This is a genomic window from Paraburkholderia sp. SIMBA_054 (genome assembly GCF_046534875.1).
Lineage (GTDB): Bacteria > Pseudomonadota > Gammaproteobacteria > Burkholderiales > Burkholderiaceae > Paraburkholderia > Paraburkholderia hospita.
The window spans coordinates 18,094-38,424 of sequence record NZ_JAWRXV010000040.1 but is presented as its reverse complement, the minus strand read 5'-3'; the positions used below and the strand labels follow the sequence as shown (position 1 = coordinate 38,424).

At 58.4% G+C, this 20,331-nt stretch carries 20 protein-coding genes and 3 pseudogenes; 14 read left to right on the top strand and 9 right to left on the bottom strand.

Annotation, left to right across the window (positions count from 1 at the left end):
* Positions 1 to 1,382: 1,382 nt before the first annotated feature.
* Positions 1,383 to 2,144 carry a DUF4239 domain-containing protein gene (locus SB822_RS36470; protein ID WP_007587550.1) on the bottom strand — a complete coding sequence of 254 codons (762 nt, stop codon included), beginning with the start codon at positions 2,142 to 2,144 and terminating at the stop codon, positions 1,383 to 1,385.
* A 992-nt stretch (positions 2,145 to 3,136) separates the two neighbouring features.
* On the opposite strand from SB822_RS36470, the gene SB822_RS36465 reads away from it, so the two are divergent.
* Both SB822_RS36465 and SB822_RS36460 read left to right on the top strand, forming a co-directional pair.
* On the top strand, positions 3,137 to 3,559 hold the full coding sequence (locus SB822_RS36465; protein WP_007587547.1) for an ACT domain-containing protein: 423 nt from the start codon (positions 3,137 to 3,139) through the stop codon (positions 3,557 to 3,559).
* A 222-nt stretch (positions 3,560 to 3,781) separates the two neighbouring features.
* A complete protein-coding gene (locus SB822_RS36460; protein ID WP_410856838.1) occupies positions 3,782 to 4,027 on the top strand; it encodes a hypothetical protein in 246 nt (81 codons plus the stop codon).
* 51 nt (positions 4,028 to 4,078) lie between these two features.
* Here SB822_RS36460 and SB822_RS36455 read toward each other — a convergent pair.
* Positions 4,079 to 4,722, bottom strand: a pseudogene (locus tag SB822_RS36455) (MFS transporter); the annotation flags it as partial.
* Here SB822_RS36455 and SB822_RS36450 point away from each other — a divergent pair.
* From SB822_RS36450 to SB822_RS36420, 7 genes are all read left to right on the top strand, one after another.
* The gene (locus SB822_RS36450; RefSeq protein ID WP_410856837.1) at positions 4,715 to 5,038 is read left to right on the top strand and encodes a universal stress protein; all 324 of its coding nucleotides are present in this window, start codon (positions 4,715 to 4,717) and stop codon (positions 5,036 to 5,038) included. The pseudogene SB822_RS36455 and the gene SB822_RS36450 sit on opposite strands and share 8 nt — an antisense overlap.
* Before the next feature lie 90 nt (positions 5,039 to 5,128).
* Complete coding sequence (locus SB822_RS36445; protein WP_410856836.1) at positions 5,129 to 5,476, top strand: hypothetical protein; 348 nt, start codon at positions 5,129 to 5,131, stop codon at positions 5,474 to 5,476.
* Between the two features lie 171 nt (positions 5,477 to 5,647).
* Complete coding sequence (locus tag SB822_RS36440; protein ID WP_007732468.1) at positions 5,648 to 5,845, top strand: hypothetical protein; 198 nt, start codon at positions 5,648 to 5,650, stop codon at positions 5,843 to 5,845.
* Positions 5,846 to 5,917: 72 nt separating this feature from the next.
* On the top strand, positions 5,918 to 6,499 hold the full coding sequence (locus SB822_RS36435; protein ID WP_007587545.1) for a hemerythrin domain-containing protein: 582 nt from the start codon (positions 5,918 to 5,920) through the stop codon (positions 6,497 to 6,499).
* A 561-nt stretch (positions 6,500 to 7,060) separates the two neighbouring features.
* A complete protein-coding gene (locus SB822_RS36430; protein ID WP_007732467.1) occupies positions 7,061 to 7,945 on the top strand; it encodes an N-acetylmuramic acid 6-phosphate etherase in 885 nt (294 codons plus the stop codon).
* 6 nt (positions 7,946 to 7,951) lie between these two features.
* Complete coding sequence (locus SB822_RS36425) at positions 7,952 to 8,152, top strand: NAD(P)(+) transhydrogenase (Re/Si-specific) subunit beta (protein ID WP_410856876.1); 201 nt, start codon at positions 7,952 to 7,954, stop codon at positions 8,150 to 8,152.
* Positions 8,153 to 8,191: 39 nt separating this feature from the next.
* Complete coding sequence (locus SB822_RS36420) at positions 8,192 to 8,557, top strand: TetR/AcrR family transcriptional regulator (RefSeq protein WP_318268127.1); 366 nt, start codon at positions 8,192 to 8,194, stop codon at positions 8,555 to 8,557.
* Between the two features lie 607 nt (positions 8,558 to 9,164).
* Here SB822_RS36420 and SB822_RS36415 read toward each other — a convergent pair.
* Positions 9,165 to 9,368, bottom strand: coding sequence for a DUF1643 domain-containing protein (locus SB822_RS36415; RefSeq protein ID WP_410856835.1), 204 nt, complete (start codon positions 9,366 to 9,368; stop codon positions 9,165 to 9,167).
* Between the two features lie 778 nt (positions 9,369 to 10,146).
* On the opposite strand from SB822_RS36415, the pseudogene SB822_RS36410 reads away from it, so the two are divergent.
* Positions 10,147 to 10,392, top strand: a pseudogene (locus SB822_RS36410) (hypothetical protein); the annotation flags it as partial.
* A gap of 240 nt (positions 10,393 to 10,632) precedes the next feature.
* Here SB822_RS36410 and SB822_RS36405 read toward each other — a convergent pair.
* The 6 genes and pseudogenes from SB822_RS36405 to SB822_RS36380 all read right to left on the bottom strand — a co-directional run bounded on the left by SB822_RS36405 (position 10,633) and on the right by SB822_RS36380 (position 16,098).
* Entirely contained in the window at positions 10,633 to 10,857 is a 225-nt protein-coding gene (locus tag SB822_RS36405; RefSeq protein ID WP_007732454.1) for a CDGSH iron-sulfur domain-containing protein, read from the bottom strand.
* 424 nt (positions 10,858 to 11,281) lie between these two features.
* Positions 11,282 to 12,283 (bottom strand): LysR family transcriptional regulator, encoded by a 1,002-nt coding sequence (locus tag SB822_RS36400; protein WP_007732453.1) that lies wholly within the window; start codon positions 12,281 to 12,283, stop codon positions 11,282 to 11,284.
* 676 nt (positions 12,284 to 12,959) lie between these two features.
* Positions 12,960 to 13,661, bottom strand: a pseudogene (locus SB822_RS36395) (IS6 family transposase).
* A gap of 73 nt (positions 13,662 to 13,734) precedes the next feature.
* Positions 13,735 to 13,932, bottom strand: coding sequence for a heavy-metal-associated domain-containing protein (locus SB822_RS36390; protein WP_410856834.1), 198 nt, complete (start codon positions 13,930 to 13,932; stop codon positions 13,735 to 13,737).
* A 100-nt stretch (positions 13,933 to 14,032) separates the two neighbouring features.
* Complete coding sequence (locus SB822_RS36385) at positions 14,033 to 15,430, bottom strand: heavy metal sensor histidine kinase (RefSeq protein ID WP_410856833.1); 1,398 nt, start codon at positions 15,428 to 15,430, stop codon at positions 14,033 to 14,035.
* The gene (locus SB822_RS36380) at positions 15,427 to 16,098 is read right to left on the bottom strand and encodes a heavy metal response regulator transcription factor (protein WP_007589572.1); all 672 of its coding nucleotides are present in this window, start codon (positions 16,096 to 16,098) and stop codon (positions 15,427 to 15,429) included. The genes SB822_RS36385 and SB822_RS36380 overlap by 4 nt, the downstream gene beginning before the upstream one ends.
* 775 nt (positions 16,099 to 16,873) lie before the next feature.
* Between SB822_RS36380 and SB822_RS36375 the strand changes: the two genes are divergently transcribed.
* The 4 genes from SB822_RS36375 (at position 16,874) to SB822_RS36360 (ending at position 20,321) form a co-directional block, all read left to right on the top strand.
* Positions 16,874 to 17,179, top strand: a complete 306-nt coding sequence (locus SB822_RS36375) for a hypothetical protein (RefSeq protein WP_007589570.1) — start codon at positions 16,874 to 16,876, stop codon at positions 17,177 to 17,179.
* The gene (locus SB822_RS36370) at positions 17,176 to 18,609 is read left to right on the top strand and encodes a TolC family protein (RefSeq protein ID WP_410856832.1); all 1,434 of its coding nucleotides are present in this window, start codon (positions 17,176 to 17,178) and stop codon (positions 18,607 to 18,609) included. Before SB822_RS36375 ends, SB822_RS36370 begins: the two co-directional genes overlap by 4 nt.
* A 1-nt stretch (position 18,610) precedes the next feature.
* Entirely contained in the window at positions 18,611 to 19,906 is a 1,296-nt protein-coding gene (locus SB822_RS36365; RefSeq protein WP_007589567.1) for a copper oxidase, read from the top strand.
* Between the two features lie 64 nt (positions 19,907 to 19,970).
* Positions 19,971 to 20,321, top strand: a complete 351-nt coding sequence (locus SB822_RS36360) for a copper-binding protein (protein ID WP_007589566.1) — start codon at positions 19,971 to 19,973, stop codon at positions 20,319 to 20,321.
* Positions 20,322 to 20,331: the final 10 nt, after the last annotated feature.

The following is a 20,331-nucleotide window of genomic DNA, read 5'->3' as shown; positions in this document are numbered from 1 at the left end:
CCGCTTTGGACTTATTCACGATCGATGCCGTAACCGCACCCACGCCATGCTACACACAGACGACGCATAGCCAAATCCAATAACCATTAGTTGATGTATTTGCTCCCAGACCTCTTTCAAATCGGGTTGCGCGGACTCATTCAGTGCATACGCGTTGCGACTCATAGAATCCCGAAAACGCGCAAAAGCCGCCGCAACGCTTAGTTTGGGCGTACCCACTTCGGCATCTTGGCAGTGGTTGCCGAACGGAAGAATCAAGTTTTCCCCAGCATCCACACTCTTCCAAGGGCGTCCCTGGTGGAAGACTGGCTGTGTTAGCTCCGTCGCTCGGTGCCGCCGCGATGCTGCTCGCTTTTCCGTTTAAAACTTTGTAAACCTCGTCCTTATCCATCTCGCAACTTTTTGCAATCTCCGCGATCGTTTTCTCTTCAGCCATGTTTTTAATTCGAGTGTCACTGCATGTCGCACCGGCTGAGGTCGCGTAAACCAATGCGACGACGAGAAGGCCGAGTGCCTTAGAAAATCGAGACAAGGAGCGCTGTGACATCGGAGCCTCGAGGCTTGAGTGAAACACCGGCGCCAGAGCAATGAATCCGCCAGGCTTCGGACCGCACAGCTCATAAGTGGGCACGTCATGGGCGCGCGTGGAATTGCTGCTGCCCCTTTCTGCCCGCATCAGGTCAATCAAGGGTAGGTTGTATGAAATTGTTTTACAAGCTGGAGACGTTGCCTAGGCTCTCCCCCTGTGAGTCCCTTATCCGCTATGGCTTTCCGGGTCGTGTAAAGTTGGAGCTACTTCAGATGGAGCGCTTATGACGAATAGTCTGAGGCAGGTCGTGCAAACTTGGCTCGCTCGACTCTGGTGTGTCCGACACACGCTCAGCTGTTCAAGGGCTTCGTCCGACGAACGTCCGCTTCACTTTGCAAAGAGCCATCAATGTTCCGTTAGGTCGACAGTCCGGATCGGGTCGGAACTGGGCCGTTCGAAATGACTTTGCCGAGCCTTCCCGGGCGGCGATAGTTCAGGGGGTGGAATGACAGGCGCAAGGCCTGTCAGATATGGGTTGCCACCCCTGCTATAGCAGATCTGTAGCACGCGAAACTTCCCCACTTACAGCAACAATCGGCAATTCCGCTGCCCTGGCTCGCGCGACAATTGGGCCATCAAGCGACATTCACGCGGTCACTATGAATGGCCGAAGACGAAACGCAAAGCGGTCGCTATGCCGGCTCGCTTTCAGGCATCGGCAGATGCTACCGATGCGCCAGGTATCCGGTGCCTTTCCAACGCACTTGCCGTAAAGCCTGACGAGATCGCGTCGTCATAGGGTCAACCTCTACCAAATCGTCGCTGAGGTTGACGATGACGACACCTATAACCGCTACTGGCCGAGCATGGCGAGCGCCTCGCGCATAGGCGCAAGCGAGATGCTGATCACCCCATCGAGCGGCGTGTTCATTTCCAGGATCAGAAAAATCGCCGCGGAAGCGGATAGCGCACCCAGAAGCAACGCTGCAATGACGAACCCGTTGGGTGAAGCGAACGTGCCGAACGCGCCAAAGATAATGGACAGCCACAACACCAGGATTATCAGAAGCGTTATGGGGACTGAGCCCGCCGATTGCAGCAAGGCCAGCCGGCGCACAGCCAGCACTTCAGCGGCAATCTGGATGGCACTCGCCTGCAGCTGACGCTGTGCCTCGGTGCGCGGCGAAAGTTCCTCCAGCTTGCGCTGAAGGCTTTCCATCTGTTTAAGTACCTCGGAGCCACGAAGTCTTGCAAGCTCCGCAGGATCGCGGGAAGCGAGTATCTGGATCGACCTGCCGTAGCTCTGCTTGATCAAGCCACGGACTTCCTGCGTTTCCGTTCCATATTTGGCCAGTACGCGATCGAGGAGAATGATGCTGGCAGCATTGCGCACAAGCTCGCTGTTCACCGTATCGAATGAACTCTTCGCCGACGAGATCAGCAGGCCAAGCACTAACGCGGCAATCGTGCCGATCAGGCCAGTTGCCAGCTTGACGACACCGATTGATTCCTCGCTAAGGTGGTGCTCCGGCAGCATGGCGCGCAGAAACAAGCCAAGCATTGCACTGCCGAATACACAGGCAAACACGATCAAGGCGATGACGAGGTCGTTCACCGTTCAATCCTCCGGGTCCGCTGGAAAGGAGCAGTCCGGCATGCCTCGCGGCCTGATTTTCTCCTGCCACTGCCCTGGTGCCCGGTGTTCTGTCGCCGGGCCGGGCGCTCGCCAGCCGGGCCGGTCAGGGATCATCGTTTTCCGCGAGTGACGACGTGGCTCCTGATTTCCTGGTGCGCGTCGTCCGCGAATGCACGATACCCCACGTCCAGGAAGTAGGGTACAGGTTGGCTGGGAATACCGATATTGACCTTTGGTCGCATGCGGCGGCGCATATGGGTCGCGTCGTGCATGCCCGATCATTCTGACTCGTTTGCTGGCGCTCAGCAGGGCACCAGTTGCTCGGGCCCTTCCTGCCCACAGACTTTCTTCTGCACATTACTCAGCGCGCTACCCCGCGATGCGCCGTTCGGCGGACGCACGCCGGCTCAACGGCGAGTGTATGGACCATATGGAAATAAACGGCGATGAATGGCCTTTCAAGTGTCACAGATCGACCGAGCTTGGGACGTTCGCAGTCCAAAAGGCCGAAGTGGGTCGAGACGCGACCGTTGGATGAAGTTGGCCCATTGTGCGGCGAACGCCTGACTGATCTGGCGAGCCCGTTCGACCTTGTCACTCTGCAGGCAGATCGGAGTTACGCGAGAGAAGAATGGCATGGGTGGCCGCGCACAATCGTTGGTTCCGCCCCCGCGCGAGCGTTGCATGATGTACCGCATCCCTTGCGAACTGGCACGCCGCAGATTCTCGTCTGCTATCGGGATGGTCAGCGCGCGACAATATCGGCCGATTGCCGGAAGAAGCGTCGCATGACGACAAACCGAAACGGGTGTTTCTCGGGCGCACAGTGCCGGCGTTGCATAGCGTGAAACTTCATGGTTCCGGTCCGGGGTTCCGGTATTCCCGTGTGTCGCTTACGCTGCCGACCTTGCTCGCGTGCCGTTGGTGACGTAGATTTTTATTGGGAGATGCATCAGGCGGGAGGGACTGCCATGGAACTGAGCGTAGAACGCGTCGATGTTTGGGCTGCTACCATCGAGGACAAACCGGGCGGGCTGGCGCAGGTATTAAGCGCTTTGCGGGATGCTGGCGCAGACTTGCAGTTCGTCGTCGCACGTCGCGCGCCGGAAGCATCGGGCAAGGGGGTCGTGTTTGTCGCACCGCTGCAGGGGGAACAGGAGATCCGTGCCGCGACACAGGTGGGCTTCAACGTTACCCCGAGCCTTCACTCCGTCCGTGTAATGGGCCTGGACCAACTGGGGATCATCGCACAGTTGACCCGGATGTTGGCAGATGGGGGGATCAACCTCCGCGGCGTTTCCGCCGCTGTACTTGGCACACAGTTCATTGCTTATATCGCGGTCGACTCGTTAGATGATGCCGAACAGGCAATCGACATACTACAGAGGGCCTGAAGGGCGGGTGCCGGACCGGGAACTGCTTTGTTCTATGCTTCAACACGACAGGCTGCGCGGCCGTGCGTGCACGTGAGCGCGAAGCGGCCGGGTCTCAGTCCGGCCATGTACGGACATTAGGCTTTACGCCATAGAAGTCCGCTCATAGGTTAGTTACGGCCATTGCCAAGGACGTCCTGATCAGGTGGTTGCACTAGAAAGATTGATGAACACGAATGACAGGTGGACTTTGAAGCCGCAACGCGGGCGTCGGTCCGTTTATTTCGTGACCATCTGTTCCAGCAGCGGACACTTATCGACGGTCTTGCGAATACCGGTGCAGATCGAGCGGCGCAGAACACTCGCTCAAGCAGATGGAATATTGTTTCCGCCTATTGGAGCGAGAGGCGGGAAATCCGCCTGGGCAGGCTCGATTCGACGTTCCCGCAACAGGCGTCCCTCGTCCAACTGGTGCGCATTGGTTCGTAAGCCAGGCGGGTCCGACTCAGCTGCTCAGATGGGTCCGGAGAGGGACGAAAGCTAACCGGTTGCTCGTCCGGCGGCGGGCGTTCGCCTGACTTCCGACAGATAAATCAGGACCAGCGAGACCCAGACGACGCCGTAAAGAAACATGAAACACGTCGAGCGGACCCTGAAGAAGTCGAGCAGCAAGCCAAACAAAATCGGCAGCAAGAAGCCGCCAAGCCCGCCTGCGAGGCCGACAATACCCGTCACCACGCCCATGTTATCGGCGAAGTCGTCAGCAACATACTTGAACGTCGACGCCATCCCGAACGCAAACTCGGCGCCAAGTGCAAACGTCAGCAGGACAAGTACGATCAGCGTGACCTCGATATGGAGGCTCACGGTGCCGTTATCGTGTGAATGACGAAATCGGTGGAAGGATACGACAGCAGGAACAGGCAGATCCACGCGACCCAAAGGCCCCACCACGTCACGCTATGCGTGCCGAAGCGATCCGCGAGCACGCCTCCCACTGCGCGCAGAACCGACCCCGGGAGCGAAAAGCCGGTGGTGAACGCGGACGCCACTACTAGCGACATCCCATACTCGGCCTTCAGGTACTGCGGTATCCAGAGAGACAGGGCCGTGAAGCCGCCGAACGTAATCGAGTAGTACTGGCACAAGCGCCATACATGCGAATTGCGCAGCACCATGTACGAATACTGCGGTGATCGGGCAGCGATGCAGGCCGTCTCACATGAAGAGGCCAGACTTGTTGTCGCGAATCCGCGAAGAAACTTCAGTGAGGGCGGCGTCACCGGCGACGTTTCGGTGACCGGACTCGAGAGCCTCTCTGATGATGTCGCCTCATGCCTTCTACGCCGGGTGGATGGATACGGCGCAGATCTTGTCGTGATCGGTACGCGTGGGCGAAATGGCGTACGCCGCCTAATGCTGGGCAGTGTCGCGGAAAGATTCGTGCGCATCGCAACATGTCCAGTGCTCCTGGTACGGGGCCAGGAGGGCAACGGCTAGGTGTTCAACGTGGTGGCGCGCCGGGACGCCGTGACCAGACTACCCACCTGCGCGGTGGGAATAGAGACGGGTTCCCAGAGGAGCAGGTTCATGCAACTCGCCCCCAATTTTCATCTTCACTTTCGGCACGCCACCTTCCCGACCTATGTGGCGAACTATTTCTTTCCGATACTCCTTGCGGTCTATGAGGTTTATCGCATCGCATATTGGGTCGTCAACTACGGTCTGAATTTATCGGTGTTCAAGGAGATGGGCTATGAGTTCACATTGATGTTCGTGCTGTTTGCAACGCAGATCGTCATCGAATCTTGTTTTCTCTTCTTAGCGTGGGCAGGCGGACACCCCGACCTCGGGCGCCGCGTTCCCAATATCGCACTTGGTCTCTTGTTGTCGGCTACGGTGCTTGCTTGCGACTTCGCGCTGCAGGTGCTGCCGTAACGGCGAAGGCGGGGAGATCGCATTCGTCAGTTGTCTTCCCGAAGACATCTATTGCGCTTTTCGACTTGAAGTCCAGCAGCATGCGACAAAATGCGCGTCGACAACCTTTGGTGAGCATCTATTCTTGAAACGTGACCCGAAGCGCGGGGACTCTGATCAACGGAGACGACAATGCTCAGCCCACATGAGATTGCAGCGCTCATGCTGCTTGAGACTAACCAGAATTCGAACAATCTGGATCTTGAGGATCTGGGTGCCTTGTGCGAGCGTCAGCTTGTTTCGCTAGAAAAGCTGGCCTCAGGATACGCACATGTGCGTTTGACTCCACAAGGCCGCTCAATACTCAGATCAGTCGGACGGATGCGCTAGTTTATGCCCGGGTTAGTGGAAATGACGCAGCAAATGGTACGCATTTGCTACGGCCTATAGGCGGAGAATGACATGCAACAACCATTAGCGCGAAGGGCGGTACAGACGATCATCCACGAGCATCAGCAGCTCTCGACAGTGGTCAACGGGATGACGCGGTTTGTGGACTCCTTGGACGCGAGTGCACATGCGCCCGGACCTATGGTGTTGCGGGCCATGCTTTACTACATTCGGGAATATCCGGAACAGGTGCATCACCCTAAGGAAGACAAATATTTATTCATGCGCTTGCGATTGCGCACGAATGAACTGGACGATGTCATCGACGAACTGGAGGCGCAGCATGTACAGGGTGAAGCGCGGGTGCGAAATCTTGAACGTGCCCTGGTGCGATATGAGGTGGCCGGTGATTCAGAGGTTCCTGCATTGCGGAAGATGGTCGAGGAATACGCAGCGTTTTACGGTAACCACAGGCGGCTGGAAGAGGAAGTGGTTTTGCCCGCTGCGCTGCGATGCCTTACCACTGCGGATTGGATAGAACTGGATGAAGCGTTTGGCGCCAATCGCGACCCGTTCGACAGCAGCGAACTCGAGGGTGATCTCGACCATCTGTATTCAATGATCGTGAACACAATCCCGGATCACGTCGCGTGAATATACTGTTCAGATCAGTCAAAATGGAGATGGCGGGCGGAGTCACTTCGAAGCGGTTATGGAGGGAAACGACTGCGTGAGCCACGGATCGCGAAAGACGCGCATGCGGGGTTCATCGTTGACGGTCCCGGAGCCGATGCCCCTGGCCGACCGCCGTCTCCCGCGTCAGCGGGTTAGTTCAAGGAGGCAGTTATCACGGATTGAAGGCATCAGCGCATCTCGCCGCACCAATAATGATGATGGGTTGAATAGTAGTGCAGCGTTTGCGCCACGATCGTTACCTGCTCGTCCCCCGAGTTCTCGTTAATTGGGCAAAAACGCAGCTATTCCTAAGAGAAAGCGTGCGGCGGACCGCAGACGGTTGTTGCACGGATAGATGGAATCGGAGATAAACATCACAAAAACCAGCCCTTTACGAGGCGCGAAGGATGCTGCGCAAACAAGCCTTTTGGGAGTTGTTGAATCGGATTAATCTAGGAAAGGGTGTAATGAATGGGTGACCCGTGGTTATGTGGACAACTCCGTCTTTGGCGACCGCATTTTCGCCCGGAATGAATCGCGATGCAAAACAGTACAGAAAATCCGCACCCGCAGCATCCCGACCTTGACCTGTACCCTGTCGATCGGCTGGTCGAGGTTCTGGTTGAGGATCAGCTTAACGCCGCTCAGGCGGTCTGGGCTGTCCGCCTACGGTTGGCCGAAGCGGTACGTGAATCGATCCCCCGAATTGCGGCAGGAGGCCGTCTCATCTACGTGGGTGCCGGCACCTCTGGGCGTCTTGGACTGCTTGATGCGGTAGAACTGTATCCAACCTTCTCGTGGCCTCGGTCCCGCGCGATTGCTCTGGTGGCTGGCGGTGCCGACGCACTTGCCGATGCAGTGGAGGGCGCCGAGGACAACGATCAGCAAGGCGAGGCGGATCTGCTGGCTGTGCGGCCGGTAGCCAACGACGTGGTGCTCGCAATTGCGGCGTCGGGTTGTACCCCTTACGTGCTGGGAGCGCTGCGTGCGGCACGGGCCAGCGGTTCACTCACGATCGGATTCGCAAATAACCCGAACGCCCCGGTGCTGACTGCCGCACAAATCGGCATTGCGCTTGTGACCGGGGCGGAAATCATTTCGGGTAGTACGCGTCTGAAGGCCGGGACGGCGCAGAAGATTGCCTTGAACAGTTTCTCGAGTGCCTTGATGGTGGGATTGAACAAGGTATATGGAAACCTTATGGTCGACCTGCGCCCGGTCAATGCAAAGCTGGTGCACCGGGCCATCAGCCTGACCATGCACGCGACGGGCGTATCGGAGGAAATTGCCCGCCATACGCTTGTCTTATGCGGATATCAGGTAAAGGTGGCGATTGTGGCGCTCAAATGTGGCATTGATGCGGAGGCGGCTAAGGTGCGCCTGGCGGCGGCCAGGGGCAATGTACGTCAGGCCCTGAGAGGGTGACAAAAACTGAAGGCGGGGGTAGCGGGTAACACGTTCGCGACGTCATTGAGCAACAACCTGTCGGCGCACCGACGAGCTGTACGATGTCCTGCGTCGATGGCGCCGGGTTATGCCGGTCTCGACAACGAACTGTTTTACATGGACAAGACGATGATGGTGTTCGGCGATGCGAAGAAGGTGGTGGAGCACATGATGAAGGCGGCATAGCATATTGCGCGCCGCACATTCCAACGAGATCTTCCGCCAGTGAAGCCGAAGCGTCTGACCAGAGAGCAAAGCAAGGAGCAGACGAGCGAACGTCTGCTGAATGCAGCGCGCGATATCTTTTCGACGAAGGGTTTCATTGAGGCGAGCGTCGAAGATATCGCGGCCACAGCCGGATACTGGCGCGGCGCGTTCTATTCGAACTTCGAAGGCAGGACAGATCTGCTGCTCGAATTGCTTCAGCGCGATCACGACGATGTCGAAGCTGAAGCACAGTGGATCTTTGATCGGTGCACCACTGGCGAAGATATGATGGCAGCATCTCTCGACTGCTTTCGAAGGCTGAACGACCTGCCCGAGTCGTATCTCTTGTGGATGGAAGCGAAACTGCACTCGGCCCGAGACTAGCGGTTCCGCGCGAAGTTCTGCTCACTGTTTCGAAAGCGGCAGGAGCATATGGCGGGCTGCATTTCGGCGATCGCAGAATGCACCGGAGCGCAGTTGCCGCTTGCGGCGGAGATGCTAGCGCTTGGCCTGGTGGCGTTGCGCGAAGGAATGCAGTCGCGCCGCTGACTCGTGCAATCTGCCTGACGAGCGGTTCGACGTGGTGCTGACCCGGTTCTTTGCTTTATTTTGTCAGGCTCCGGCGCTCGCCCGACAGACGGCGCCTCCTGAATTCGACGTCGGGTTGGCCGTAGGATCGTGACAGGGTTCGGGCGACTCTTCCGCAACGAAGAGGGTGCGATCCGGGATTGCGAGCGCAGAGCACGCGATGCGATTAAGGGCGGTTTTCCGCGATAGGTTCACGCTGCACCTCCTTCAGCACTCTCGCGGGCTGCGTATTGGGGGGCGTCCACTTGATAAAAGGCTGGTCGGCGCGAACGTAAAGCGGATGGCGAGGCGAGCCGTCCTTCGTCGTGCCGAGACACCAGAGCGCGCGCCAGCGCCGGTCAGGATGCTGGCGACACGAGCGGCGCGCTGAGGCTTGGCATTCGACCCCCACGCGCACACGACGTCACTGTATTCGCGCGCGACGATCCAACGGTCTGTCGTTGTCGGGGCGGACTGGATCGTGATGCGCCCACAGCGCGGCTGGGTTGGTCGAGCGCAGCGCATACAGGCTCGCGACGGCGAGGCCATTGCAGTCCCAAAGCTTCGCGAAGCCACGGCACCGACGGACCGTTGGATCGTCGAGCGCGGCGTCCGATGTGCTCGCCATGCGAAGGAATTTACGCCTTCTGTTAAGCACCGAATCCTCGCCGAATTCGATAGTCGCGACGAGGCAATGTCTGAAGCTGGATCCTGGGCGATCGAGCGCATGCAGCGCGATGAGACGAGGCTCCAGGGCGGCGGTTTCGTGAACAATGGCTGAGTCCGTTCCGCACATGCCTTATATTCCTGCTCGGCGTACGCTGCAGGAGTTCTAACGTGGAACTCTGGATTCAACCCTGCGCACCATGCGCTGATCTTTACGGACAATCGCCAGCGCGCCTCTTAGTCTGCAACGGCGTTCGTCGCCGTTCACTATCACCGGGAGCAGATGCACCGAAAACTGCTCGGACGACTGGATTACCATCGCGACTGGTGGGACTGGGGCAGCGCCCGGCGTTGAGCGTTCGCCCTCGCTAACCTGTTGCGGTACCGAGGGTGATCGTATTGATGCCTGGTTGGATGGGCACACGCGGTTCATCTGAAGACGCGCACTGATAATACCTGCGCGGTGGCCGCTCCCGGATTCTGCTGGTCCTCTCAGTGGGGGGCGAACAAGGTTCGTGATATAGCTCACGTCTGCCCTGCCGACTGTGGGCGCCCCTGAGACACGTTGGTGCTCGGGTAGCCTGCAGGCCGGATCGCCGATTCCCGCGCGAGCGCGATCGTCGGGAACGCCGTATGCGATTCGTAACCAGCCGGTCGTCGCAGCAGACGCCCGCGCCCGGTTCGAGCAGGTCGGATCAACGGACTGCGTTGCGCTATCTCCTGGTTTCCCTCGTGCTCGCGTGGAATCAGCACACGAGGGAGTTGCCCAATGCGTGTTGCACAGATCGCTCCTTTACATCGGCCACGACGTCACGCTGTTCGCGAGCGGCGACTCGCACACCCGGGCGCAATTCGATGCGGCCTGGCCGCATTGGCTACGCCTGGATCCGTCCATTTCCGATCCGCTTGCGCCGCACCTCGCGAGGCTTGAACATGTCCGTCGCCGGGCGCATGAGTTCGACATCCTTGCTTTGCGAGATCAATACCGAGGATGTCGATTTATGATGGGCATCTACACGTCAGATTTCGGGATCGTCAGTGTCCCCGAAGGGGGCGTCGGGTCCATCTCAGTAAATTCTGGCGGTTTCTACGGAAAATAGCCAATACATCAATGACTCGCGCGGCTCGCCATCGTGCAATGTTCGCTGAACCGCGAACCCTTGCTGCGGGCGGCGGCTCGCGGCTCCGCGACCGCTAGATTCTGCATGAGAAGTACAATCACCGCATCAAGGTGTTTGCCCTTTTTGCGGCTCTTCGTCGAGATTGCTCGAGAACCTAACTTTCTTGTGTGAGCCGTCGCACAGTGGCTTGTGGCTCGACTGACCGCACCGGCATAGCCAGACTTCGTTCTTGCCCGCGGCGATTGGTTGCCCGCTCTGGGTGGTAATCTGGAAGTCACCTGTGATGTGGTACGGGCCGTCATTCTGTGTTGTGATGATTGCAGTCGACATGTGCGCCTCCAATGAGGATGAATCGCGCAAGCCTGCGCAGCACCGGGCTCTCAATTGGGACAACCCGGCAGCAGGTCCAGTTTCAGTCTATATCGGGATGGGAAGAAGATGAGCTGTTTCTTGCCGCGCGATCGTGCAAAGTGTGGCACCAGACGCGCCACTGCGGCATCGTGCTCGGGACACTGCCGAACGTGTTCATCATGTCCGGGGTGCCGCGCACCGCGAGCAAATCAGGGTTTGACGTCCGCAATTCAATGAACGCGCTATTCGGACGGGAAGGGCGGTGAGGGCTACACGTTGCAGGCGGTTCCGTTAAAGAGCGGAAATGCGGAGGCGCAACGGACGCGACCAATCCGAGCTAGCTCCTGCGTCGTCCCAAGGCTAATTGTCGCCCTTAGAACGATGGTGAGAGTGTTTGAGGTCGTCATCGGGACGCGTGTTCCAGAATCGCCGCATCCTCGGCGTTGGCGTCTCTCAAACCAGTTAGCACGATTTTGCGTGAGCGAGGCGATACTCGTCGGTCTGGCTGCTCAGATTCCCGAAAAAAGGAAACGCAGTGATCCACGAAGTCCCTCACCCGCCTGGGCAAAGTACGACGATGTACAAATGCGATATCGAGCTCGGCCACGGGATCGGTCAACTCGTACTCGGGCAGCACACGCACCAGACGTCCGCTCTTCATATACCGTTGAGCGATGCGCGTAGGCAAAAGTGCGATGCCATAACCGTTTAACGCAAGCTGCACGGCGATGCATTCATCCATCACGGCGTGAAGCCGTGCGTTGTGCGGGAGCGAAATCCCTGCTACTTTAACCGAACCGCATTCGGGATCCCATTTGCTTGCTCGCGTATTGATGAATGTATGACCCGTAAGATCGAGCGATGATGGTACGGGTGGACCTGCATCGAGATACGCGCGTGTTGCGACGAGCACTGAACTGGAACGAACGAGCGGACGGCAAATTGCAGCTGCGTCCTGAACCAGAAAAGCGGGATAAATTGCCGCATCATAGTTACCGTGTTCGAGGCGCAAAGGCTCGCCGGTTGTCGTTACCGCAACGCGTATGTCGGGCGTCGCCAACAGATATTCATCAATGAGTTGTGACAGACCAGTCTCGACCGCGAATGGATGGGCGGCGAGCCGAAGTACGCCCTTTTGGGTGTTGCGCTGCTCTGCAAGCCGTAACTCCTCGCGATCGAGCCGGTCCAGAATCTCCGCGCATGAAGCGAAGTACGCTCGGGCGTCGTCTGCGAGCGAGACGTGGCGTGTTGACCGATTGACCAATCTGGTGCTTGTATGCGACTCCAGGCTCGTGATCGCACGGGATAACGTAGCGGGCGACATCCCCAAATGTTTCGCCGCTGTCGTGAAGCTTTGAAACTTGATGACGGCGACGAACGCCCTAATAGAAAGCAGATGATCCATTCGATGGTTCCGCAGGAAGAAACTCCGGTTGCCGTCTCACATCCGGGAGAGAAATTTGGCGGTGTGTGTTGTTTGCGATTCACCTGTGTCAACACATCGGAGCGTCTGAATATTCCCAGTTCATTGAAAACGGATGTCTCTTCGCTCTGCAACCGTCGGGCTCCGGGTAGTGGGGGACGCCGCCCATACCTGCGAAGGGGGTACAATCCGCAAACTTCAAGCCCGCGCGATCCGTCGCTTTGTTGCTCGTCCGCTCATTGCCCATGTGGCCATCACTTTGCGAACTCGCATGTTGAATCCTCTGAAGAGTTGATGTACGGCGCGACGCGGGGGAGCGGAAATGCGAGCCGTCTGAATGTGGCATCATTCACTAGGCCGTGTCGCCGATGCGCCGCCTGATCGGCGTGGCATTTCGATGCAACCGACAAGGTTCTCATCGTGCTGCCGCCGATTCAGGCTGGCTATCTGATAGATCGGGATAGGGCGAGAGCGGGTTACAGCAAAACGCGGCTTTTTTTCACGTAGTGGCTTCGCATCTCACGCTTTTATCCCCGCCGGAATGATTTCAAGAAGAAAGTCGACATGCTGGCGTCGATCCCAGACCGTAGTGCGCGCGCAAGGGTTCTGTCGCGTTAGGTAGGTCTAGACGGACTTTTCCTGAAACAAGTAGCAATCCTTATCTAACCGGCGAGTAAAACTGCTCTGCAGATGTCTTGTTCCTGCCATCGGCCTTCATCTGCCCTTTGGCGATCATGTGCATCAACTCAATGCCGCCGAGCAGGATGCGCGCACATCAGAACTTCTTCAATCCAATCATTGGCCGCGTGCGGCGTTTGATCGCGCGATGATCCTGCTCCACAATATTGTTGAGGTACTTCACCTGACGGATCTTGATCTGCTGCTCGCGCCTGGAGTTGATGTCGTCCAGTGCCGCCAAGTTCGCTCCGCTTCTGTCGATCGTCACTGTCCCGGGCTCGCCGTTGTACCGGATCGCTTTCTAAAGGTAACGCCGGGCCGCAGCCTTGTCCCGGTGCGCCCGCAGTAGGAAGTCAACGGTGTCGCCGTCCTTGTCGACTGCCCGGTGCAGGTATGTCCACCGGCCGTTAACCTTGATGTAGGTCTCGTCCACCCTCCAGCTGCGGCCAACCGGGCGCTTGCGCTGCCGAAAGAGCTTTTCCAGTATGGGCAAGAGCTTAAGCGCCCACCGGTGAACCGTCGAGTGATCCACCGCCAGGCCCCGTTCGGACATCATCTCCTCAAGATCGCGCAGGCTCAGCGGATAGGCGACATACCAGCGCACGCACAGCAGCATCACGTCCAGCGGATAGTGCAGCCGCTTGGGCACTTGCCTGATCGCCGAAGTCACACCATCGTTCATCGCTCTAGTCGCATCGGCTTTCACCGCATCAACTTATCAGACAGCGTTGTTGCGACAGAACCGGACGATGTGGTTACGCGTTGACTGTCGGGTGAAATCCCGCTTCCACAACCACAGCGGCCTGACGTTCTGGCGGCATCGCTGAATCGATTTTCATGATTTTGGTAGTGACATCGATGTCGAGCTTCGCTGCCGGGTCGACGTTGGTGACGGTGCGCGTAATCGAGTTGGCGCACCCGTCGCATGACATATCCTTAACCTCGAATTCCATTTTCGCCTCCAGTAGCAAACCAGAACCTTTAGCATGAACCCATGGCAGGAAGATCAAGTGCCTGCGTGACGCGCCTGCTGCTGATTCGCGTTCGAACCGCCTAGACCGGGACCGAACGCGGAAAATACAAGGTGAAAGTCGTCCGTTCGCCATAGCTCGCAACGTCGACTTTCCCACGGTGCAGTTCCATGATGGATTTCACGATAGCAAGGCCGAGACCCGCATTTCGGGCCGAACCGTGCCGTGACGCGTCGACTCGATAGAAACGTTCGAAAATCCGGTCGACATGTTCCGGCGCAATTGCATGTCCCTGGTTCGTCACTTCGACAACGGCATACTCCGGCGAATCGAACGACGACAGTTCGACGGACGACCCAGCGAAGGCATGGTCGAGTGCGTTTGAAATCAGATTGCTTACGGCACGCCTGAACAGAGTCCCATCCGCAGATATCCGGGCGTTCCCTTCTACAGCGATTTGCACGCCCGCTTCTTCGGCAAGACCCTGAAAGTAGGACGCGAGCCGGCGCAATTCGCTTTGCGCGTCAAACTCTGCGACCTTGATGAGTTGTTGCGCGCTGTCTGTACGTGCGAGGAACAGCATGCTTTCAATCATTCGCTGAAGTCGCTCACACTCTTCGATATTGGAGTCAATGAGCGCTTCGTACTCGTCGGTGGTTCGGGTACGTGACAGCGTGACCTGCGATGAGCTGATAACGTTGGCGAGAGGCGTGCGCATGTCATGCGCAAGGTCGGACGAAAACTGCGAAAGACGGACGAACGCGCGCTCAAGCCGGTCGAGCATGCGATTGACCGAGAACGCGATATCCTGAAGCTCGATTGGGCCGCCCTCGATATCGAGCCGTTCGCTCAGATTGTGAGCTTCAATCCGTGAAGTTTGACGCCCAATACTTCTAACCGGCGAAAACCCGCGCCGGGCGACCGCGTAGCCCAACGCGCCGACGAGTGCCGCGCCGACGGCCACCGCAAGCCAGATATCTATACGATAACCTTCCAGCAATGACTGGCGGTCGGCCGCCGTGCGAACGAGCAATACCCGAACCGAATCACCATACGGCAACGTTTCATCTGCAAAGACACAGCGGGATGGACCAATGCCTGGCGGCTCACAGGCATACGGTGCGTTCGGACGGTGGGCAACTGGCGTAGCCGTCAGGTCGACGGACGACCTGTCCGAATGCTGAAGCAGCACGGCGCCTTGCCGGTCGAATATGGCGAGATAGACGCCGGGGTGGGAAAGCAGCACCTCGTGGAACACGGAGGGATTATTGCGCACGGCCTGCGCCGAACGGGCATCTCGTGCCAGTTGGAGAAACTGGCTGAGCTTGCCGCTGATTTCGATGTCATCGCGTCGCTGCAACTCGGTCGACAGCGCGTGGTACAGGAATGCGCCTGTCAGCGCGAAGACCAGGATGGCGACCGTTGAGAACGCCAGGGTCAATCGTTTGAGCAGGGAATACGAGGACGTACCGGTTGTCACGAGCGGTCCTCGAGCACGTACCCCATGCCTCGGACCGTGTGCAGCAGTTTTTTATCAAACGAGTTATCAATCTTCGCGCGCACGCGCTTGACGGCAACGTCGACAACATTCGTGTCGCTGTCGAAGTTCATATCCCAGATTTGCGACGTGATGAAGGTGCGAGTCAGGACCTCGCCTTGCCGCTCCGCCAGCAACTGAAGCAGCGCAAACTCCTGAGCGGTAAGGTCGATGCGGGTGTCGCCTCGCCGAACCCTTCGCTTGATGAGGTCGACCTCGAGGTCGGCAATCACCAGCACGTCCCGAACCCCGCGGGGGGCGCGCCGCAGCAGCGAGCGAATGCGCGCCAGAAACTCCGCATAGGCGAAGGGTTTTGACAGGTAGTCGTCGGCGCCAAGCTCGAGACCTTCTACCTTGTCTTCGACGGTGTCTCTAGCTGTCAGGAGCAGCACCGGGGTTTGCTTCTGCGCCCTGAGGCGCTTAAGTACTTCGAAACCGCCAAGTTCCGGAAGCATCACGTCGAGGACGACCAGGTCGAAGTTTTCGTGTAGTGCAAGAAAGAGGCCGTCTTTGCCGTTATCGGCGATGTCGACCGTGTAGCTGGCCTCCGTCAGTCCCTTGTGCAGGTAGGAAGCCATTTTCGGCTCGTCTTCGACTATCAGTATCCGCATGGGAGGGGGCGGCTTTGGGAGGCGTCGCCAGTAATGAGCATCAAATCAGTGTACTCAGCGTAGTGCCGGGAAGGTGTATCGAAAATGACGGGAAAATGACAATTCTTTCATCTTCGGCCAACATGAAAAATTGGTCATGTCCCGGCCACCCCTTCGTCACGTACTCGACGATAAGGTTCGAGGCGTGTACACGGCGAGCCGCTGCGCCCCAAGAGGGCGCGGGTACGCAATGACGCATTCCTGACCTTACAGCCTTCTTAATCTGCCTGCTAGACTTCGCAACCATGTCGTATTGGCGCAAATTTTTCGTCATTGTGCTGCTGACAATGAACCTTCCGGTTCAGTCGTTCGCGGCCAACTTCATGAAATGCGAGTCATCGAATTTCGTGGGTGAAATGACGTTCGCGCAACACGCACATGAGGCTGAATCGATTAACGGTCATGATATGCGCAGTATGGCGATGGCTGATAGACCTCATCACAGCCATCAGCATGGAGGCGCACATCATGCGCATTCTTGCGCGACGTGCGCATCCTGTTGCTTCGGTGTTGCGTTACCTGCCGTCCCGACAGTGGCAACGCCCACCGTCATAGCTCACTTGGCGGTTCCGCTTCCTCCCGCGGCCGACGTCGTGTCGTTTCTGACTAGCGGCATCGAACGACCTCCCCGAACCTTTCTCGTCTAGTCCTTTGTCGCAGCCTCAGGCTGCGATGCGCAATTTCGCCCTGATGGTCGCGCGTCGGCCATCCAGGTGACTTACGACGAGAAAAATCCATGCGAATGTTTATCGCGGCGCTGCTCAGCGCGGCGGCATTGTTGCCGGCGCTCGTGCAAGCCATCACCACACTTCCTGACCCGGCCGACGCTGCCGCATCGGTTCCGACGGTCAGCGTGCCGTCCGCGTTCGCGGACTACCAGCCATACCGGGACCAGAAAGCACCCACCTGGCAGGAGCTCAATCGTTCCGTGACGAGTTCATCGGGGATGAAAGGGATAGGCCACGGCAACATGCAGGCCGCCAACAGCTCAGACGCAAAAAATAGCGAACACAGCTCCAGACACGAGGAACCGGCGAAATGACGCGGCATTTCTTTTCGAGTAGCCGCGCCCTTGCTGTTGCCAGCGCGCTGGTGTTTCTCGCCGGCTGCACGACGTTTTCGAAGGACGGCGGCTTCAATACCGTTTCGACGACCGCTTCCGAGCGCCTCGGGAAAGACGCCGTACTGGTGAAGACAGACCAAGACCGGGACGCCGTCGTGAAGCGAACGCAGGAACTCCTTTCCAGGCCTTTGGGCATGGATGACGCAGTCCAGATTGCGCTGCTGAACAACCGGGGCCTGCAGGCCTCGTACGGAGAGCTCGGTATTTCCGAGGCGGACCTGGTTCAGGCCGGACGGCTCCCGAACCCCGGCTTCAGTTTTAGCCGCACTCACGGGGGCAACGACCTGAGCATCAACCGCACGTTCACGCTCGGACTGTTGAACGCGCTCACACTGCCGCTGGCGACGCGCATCGAGAGCCGCCGCTTTGAGCAGACCAAGCTTCTGGCGGCAGATGCGATGCTCAAGGTAGCCGCCGACGCACGACGGGCCTATGTCAACGCGGTGGCCGCCGAGCAGGCTGCGGCATATGCCGCGCAGGTGAAGGATTCGGCGGAAGCTGGTGCCGAACTGGCGTTGCGGATGCAACAGGCCGGCAACTTCAGCAAGCTCGACTACGCTCGCGAGCAGGCGTTTTACGCAGACGCGGTGGCGCAACTCGCAAGAACGCGACAGCAGTCTGTGTCCGCACGGGAAAAGCTTACGCGCACGATGGGCCTGTGGGGTGCCGGGACTCAGTACACGCTTCCAGAACGCCTGCCAGACCTGCCCAAGAACCGTCCCGAACTGAACGACCTCGAGAGCTTCGCGATGCAGAACCGGCTGGACATCCAGGCGGCGAAGCTGCAGACGCAGAGTGTCGCGAGCTCGTTGGGTCTCAGCAAGGCGACGCGTTTTATCAACGCGCTTGACGTCGGATATCAGAACAATTTCACGACCTCCGACGGCCATGAGCAGGGCTACGAAATCAGCGTCGAGATTCCTGTCTTCAACTGGGGCGGCGCGAAGGTTGCGCGCGCCGAAGCGATTTACATGCAGTCGGTCAACCGCGTCGCCGAGACCGCGATTAACGCTCGGTCGGAAGTGCGGGAGTCGTATTCGGCCTACGTGACTGACTACGACGTCGCAAAGCACTATCGCGACGAAGTCGTGCCAATCCGGAAAACCATTTCGGATGAGCTGCTGCTTCGCTACAACGGCATGCTCGCGAGCGTGTTCGAACTGCTGTCCGATTCGCGTGACCAGGTCGGCGCGGTTAACAGCTATATCGACGCGTTGAAGGACTACTGGCTCGCGGAGACCGACCTGCAGCAGGCAGTCGGTGGCCGTCTTCCACCGCTCGCGATGGCCCCGGCGCCGTCAGCACCCACGACGCAACCGGCGTCGCCTACAGATTCTGAAGGTAAATGAAATGGTGTCACGTCGAAGTTTTCTTGGCGGCTCGGGGGCCGCACTGCTCGGAGCAGCATTGGTGAGCAAGGCCGGTGCTGCGTCGCTGCCAGAGGCGCATACGATGGCGAAAGCCACCATGCAGCCGCCGCTCACACCTCTCAATGGCCGTCCGTATACGCCTGTTGCCACGCTGAACGGCTGGTCGCTGCCGTGGCGCATGAAAAACGGCTGGAAGGAATTCCACCTGATTGCTGAGCCTGTGGTGCGCGAAATGGCGCCGGGCATGAATGCGAATCTGTGGGGCTACAACGGCCAGGCTCCCGGCCCCACCATCGAAGCAGTGGAAGGCGACAAGGTCCGCATTTTCGTGACCAACAAGCTCCCGGAGCACACCACTGTTCACTGGCACGGGATGCTGTTGCCGTCGGGCATGGATGGCGTGGGTGGCCTCACGCAGCCGCACATCCCTCCGGGCAAGACGTTTGTCTATGAATTCGAGCTCGAGAAGCACGGCACCTTCATGTATCACCCGCACGCGGACGAGATGGTCCAGATGGCGATGGGGATGATGGGGACTTTCATCGTTCATCCGAAAGACCCCAGCGTCATGCAGGTCGACCGTGACTTCGTATTCATCATGTCCGCGTATGACATCGACCCGGGCAGCTTCACGCCGCGCGTCAACGAGATGACCGACTTCAACATGTGGACCTGGAATTCGCGGGTCTTTCCGGGCATCGACCCGTTGCCGGTACGTGCCGGGGACCGCGTGCGTATCCGGTTCGGCAATCTGACGATGACCAATCACCCCATCCATCTGCACGGCTATCACTTCGAGGTCGCGGGCACAGACGGCGGATGGATTCCGCCGTCTGCGCGCTGGCCCGAAGTTACCGCCGATGTCGCCGTCGGCCAGATGCGTGCCATCGAATTTACGGCGAACCGGCCCGGCGACTGGGCGTTCCATTGCCACAAGTCCCACCACACGATGAATGCGATGGGGCACTCCGTACCCAACCTGATTGGCGTGCAGCAGAAAGACCTCGCAAAACGTATCAACAAACTCGTGCCCGACTACATGGCAATGGGCAGCACGGGCGGCGCGATGGGCGAGATGGAAATGCCCTTGCCTGATAACACGCTGCCGATGATGACCGGCACCGGTCCGTTCGGCCCGCTGGAAATGGGGGGCATGTTCACCGTCGTGAAGGTTCGCGAGGGACTGGGGCGCAAGGACTACCGCGACCCAGGCTGGTTCAAACACCCCAAAGGCACTGTTGCGTACGAATACACCGGCGAGTTGCCGGACGGCTGATTTTCTGTCTCGTCGGACTTTGAAGTCCGGCTTAACTTTTTATTTCAATGCAGGAGAAAGAGTGATGACGAACGTGTTTGCATCGATTGTGGTTGGCTGCGTCCTGGCAATTTCGGCATCGACCTATGCGGCTGGCGAGATGGGCAACATGGACATGGGTGGCAGTGACGCCAGGCAAGCCGGCGAGGCGAAAGCAGGCATGTCGCATGGGGAAATCAAGAAAGTCGACGCAGCCTCCGGAAAGCTGACCATCAAGCATGGCCCCCTGGAAAACCTGGGCATGGACGCCATGACGATGGTCTTCAAGGTCAAGAACCCGGCGATGATTTCGCAGGTCAAGGTCGGCGACAAGATTGATTTCGTGGCCGAAGAGGTGGACGGCGCATTGACGGTGACGAAGCTGCAGAAGAATTAATGCTTTTACG

What these genes read in the sequence shown, in the direction of transcription:
- SB822_RS36465 (WP_007587547.1), top strand. Translation starts at nt 3,137, where the DNA reads ATGGAACTGAGCGTAGAACGCGTCGATGTTTGGGCTGCTACCATCGAG.
- SB822_RS36450 (WP_410856837.1), top strand. Translation starts at nt 4,715, where the DNA reads ATGTACGAATACTGCGGTGATCGGGCAGCGATGCAGGCCGTCTCACAT.
- SB822_RS36445 (WP_410856836.1), top strand. Translation starts at nt 5,129, where the DNA reads ATGCAACTCGCCCCCAATTTTCATCTTCACTTTCGGCACGCCACCTTC.
- SB822_RS36440 (WP_007732468.1), top strand. Translation starts at nt 5,648, where the DNA reads ATGCTCAGCCCACATGAGATTGCAGCGCTCATGCTGCTTGAGACTAAC.
- SB822_RS36435 (WP_007587545.1), top strand. Translation starts at nt 5,918, where the DNA reads ATGCAACAACCATTAGCGCGAAGGGCGGTACAGACGATCATCCACGAG.
- SB822_RS36430 (WP_007732467.1), top strand. Translation starts at nt 7,061, where the DNA reads ATGCAAAACAGTACAGAAAATCCGCACCCGCAGCATCCCGACCTTGAC.
- SB822_RS36415 (WP_410856835.1), bottom strand. Translation starts at nt 9,368, where the DNA reads ATGGCGAGCACATCGGACGCCGCGCTCGACGATCCAACGGTCCGTCGG.
- SB822_RS36405 (WP_007732454.1), bottom strand. Translation starts at nt 10,857, where the DNA reads ATGTCGACTGCAATCATCACAACACAGAATGACGGCCCGTACCACATC.
- SB822_RS36400 (WP_007732453.1), bottom strand. Translation starts at nt 12,283, where the DNA reads ATGGATCATCTGCTTTCTATTAGGGCGTTCGTCGCCGTCATCAAGTTT.
- SB822_RS36390 (WP_410856834.1), bottom strand. Translation starts at nt 13,932, where the DNA reads ATGGAATTCGAGGTTAAGGATATGTCATGCGACGGGTGCGCCAACTCG.
- SB822_RS36380 (WP_007589572.1), bottom strand. Translation starts at nt 16,098, where the DNA reads ATGCGGATACTGATAGTCGAAGACGAGCCGAAAATGGCTTCCTACCTG.
- SB822_RS36375 (WP_007589570.1), top strand. Translation starts at nt 16,874, where the DNA reads ATGCGAATGTTTATCGCGGCGCTGCTCAGCGCGGCGGCATTGTTGCCG.
- SB822_RS36370 (WP_410856832.1), top strand. Translation starts at nt 17,176, where the DNA reads ATGACGCGGCATTTCTTTTCGAGTAGCCGCGCCCTTGCTGTTGCCAGC.
- SB822_RS36365 (WP_007589567.1), top strand. Translation starts at nt 18,611, where the DNA reads ATGGTGTCACGTCGAAGTTTTCTTGGCGGCTCGGGGGCCGCACTGCTC.
- SB822_RS36360 (WP_007589566.1), top strand. Translation starts at nt 19,971, where the DNA reads ATGACGAACGTGTTTGCATCGATTGTGGTTGGCTGCGTCCTGGCAATT.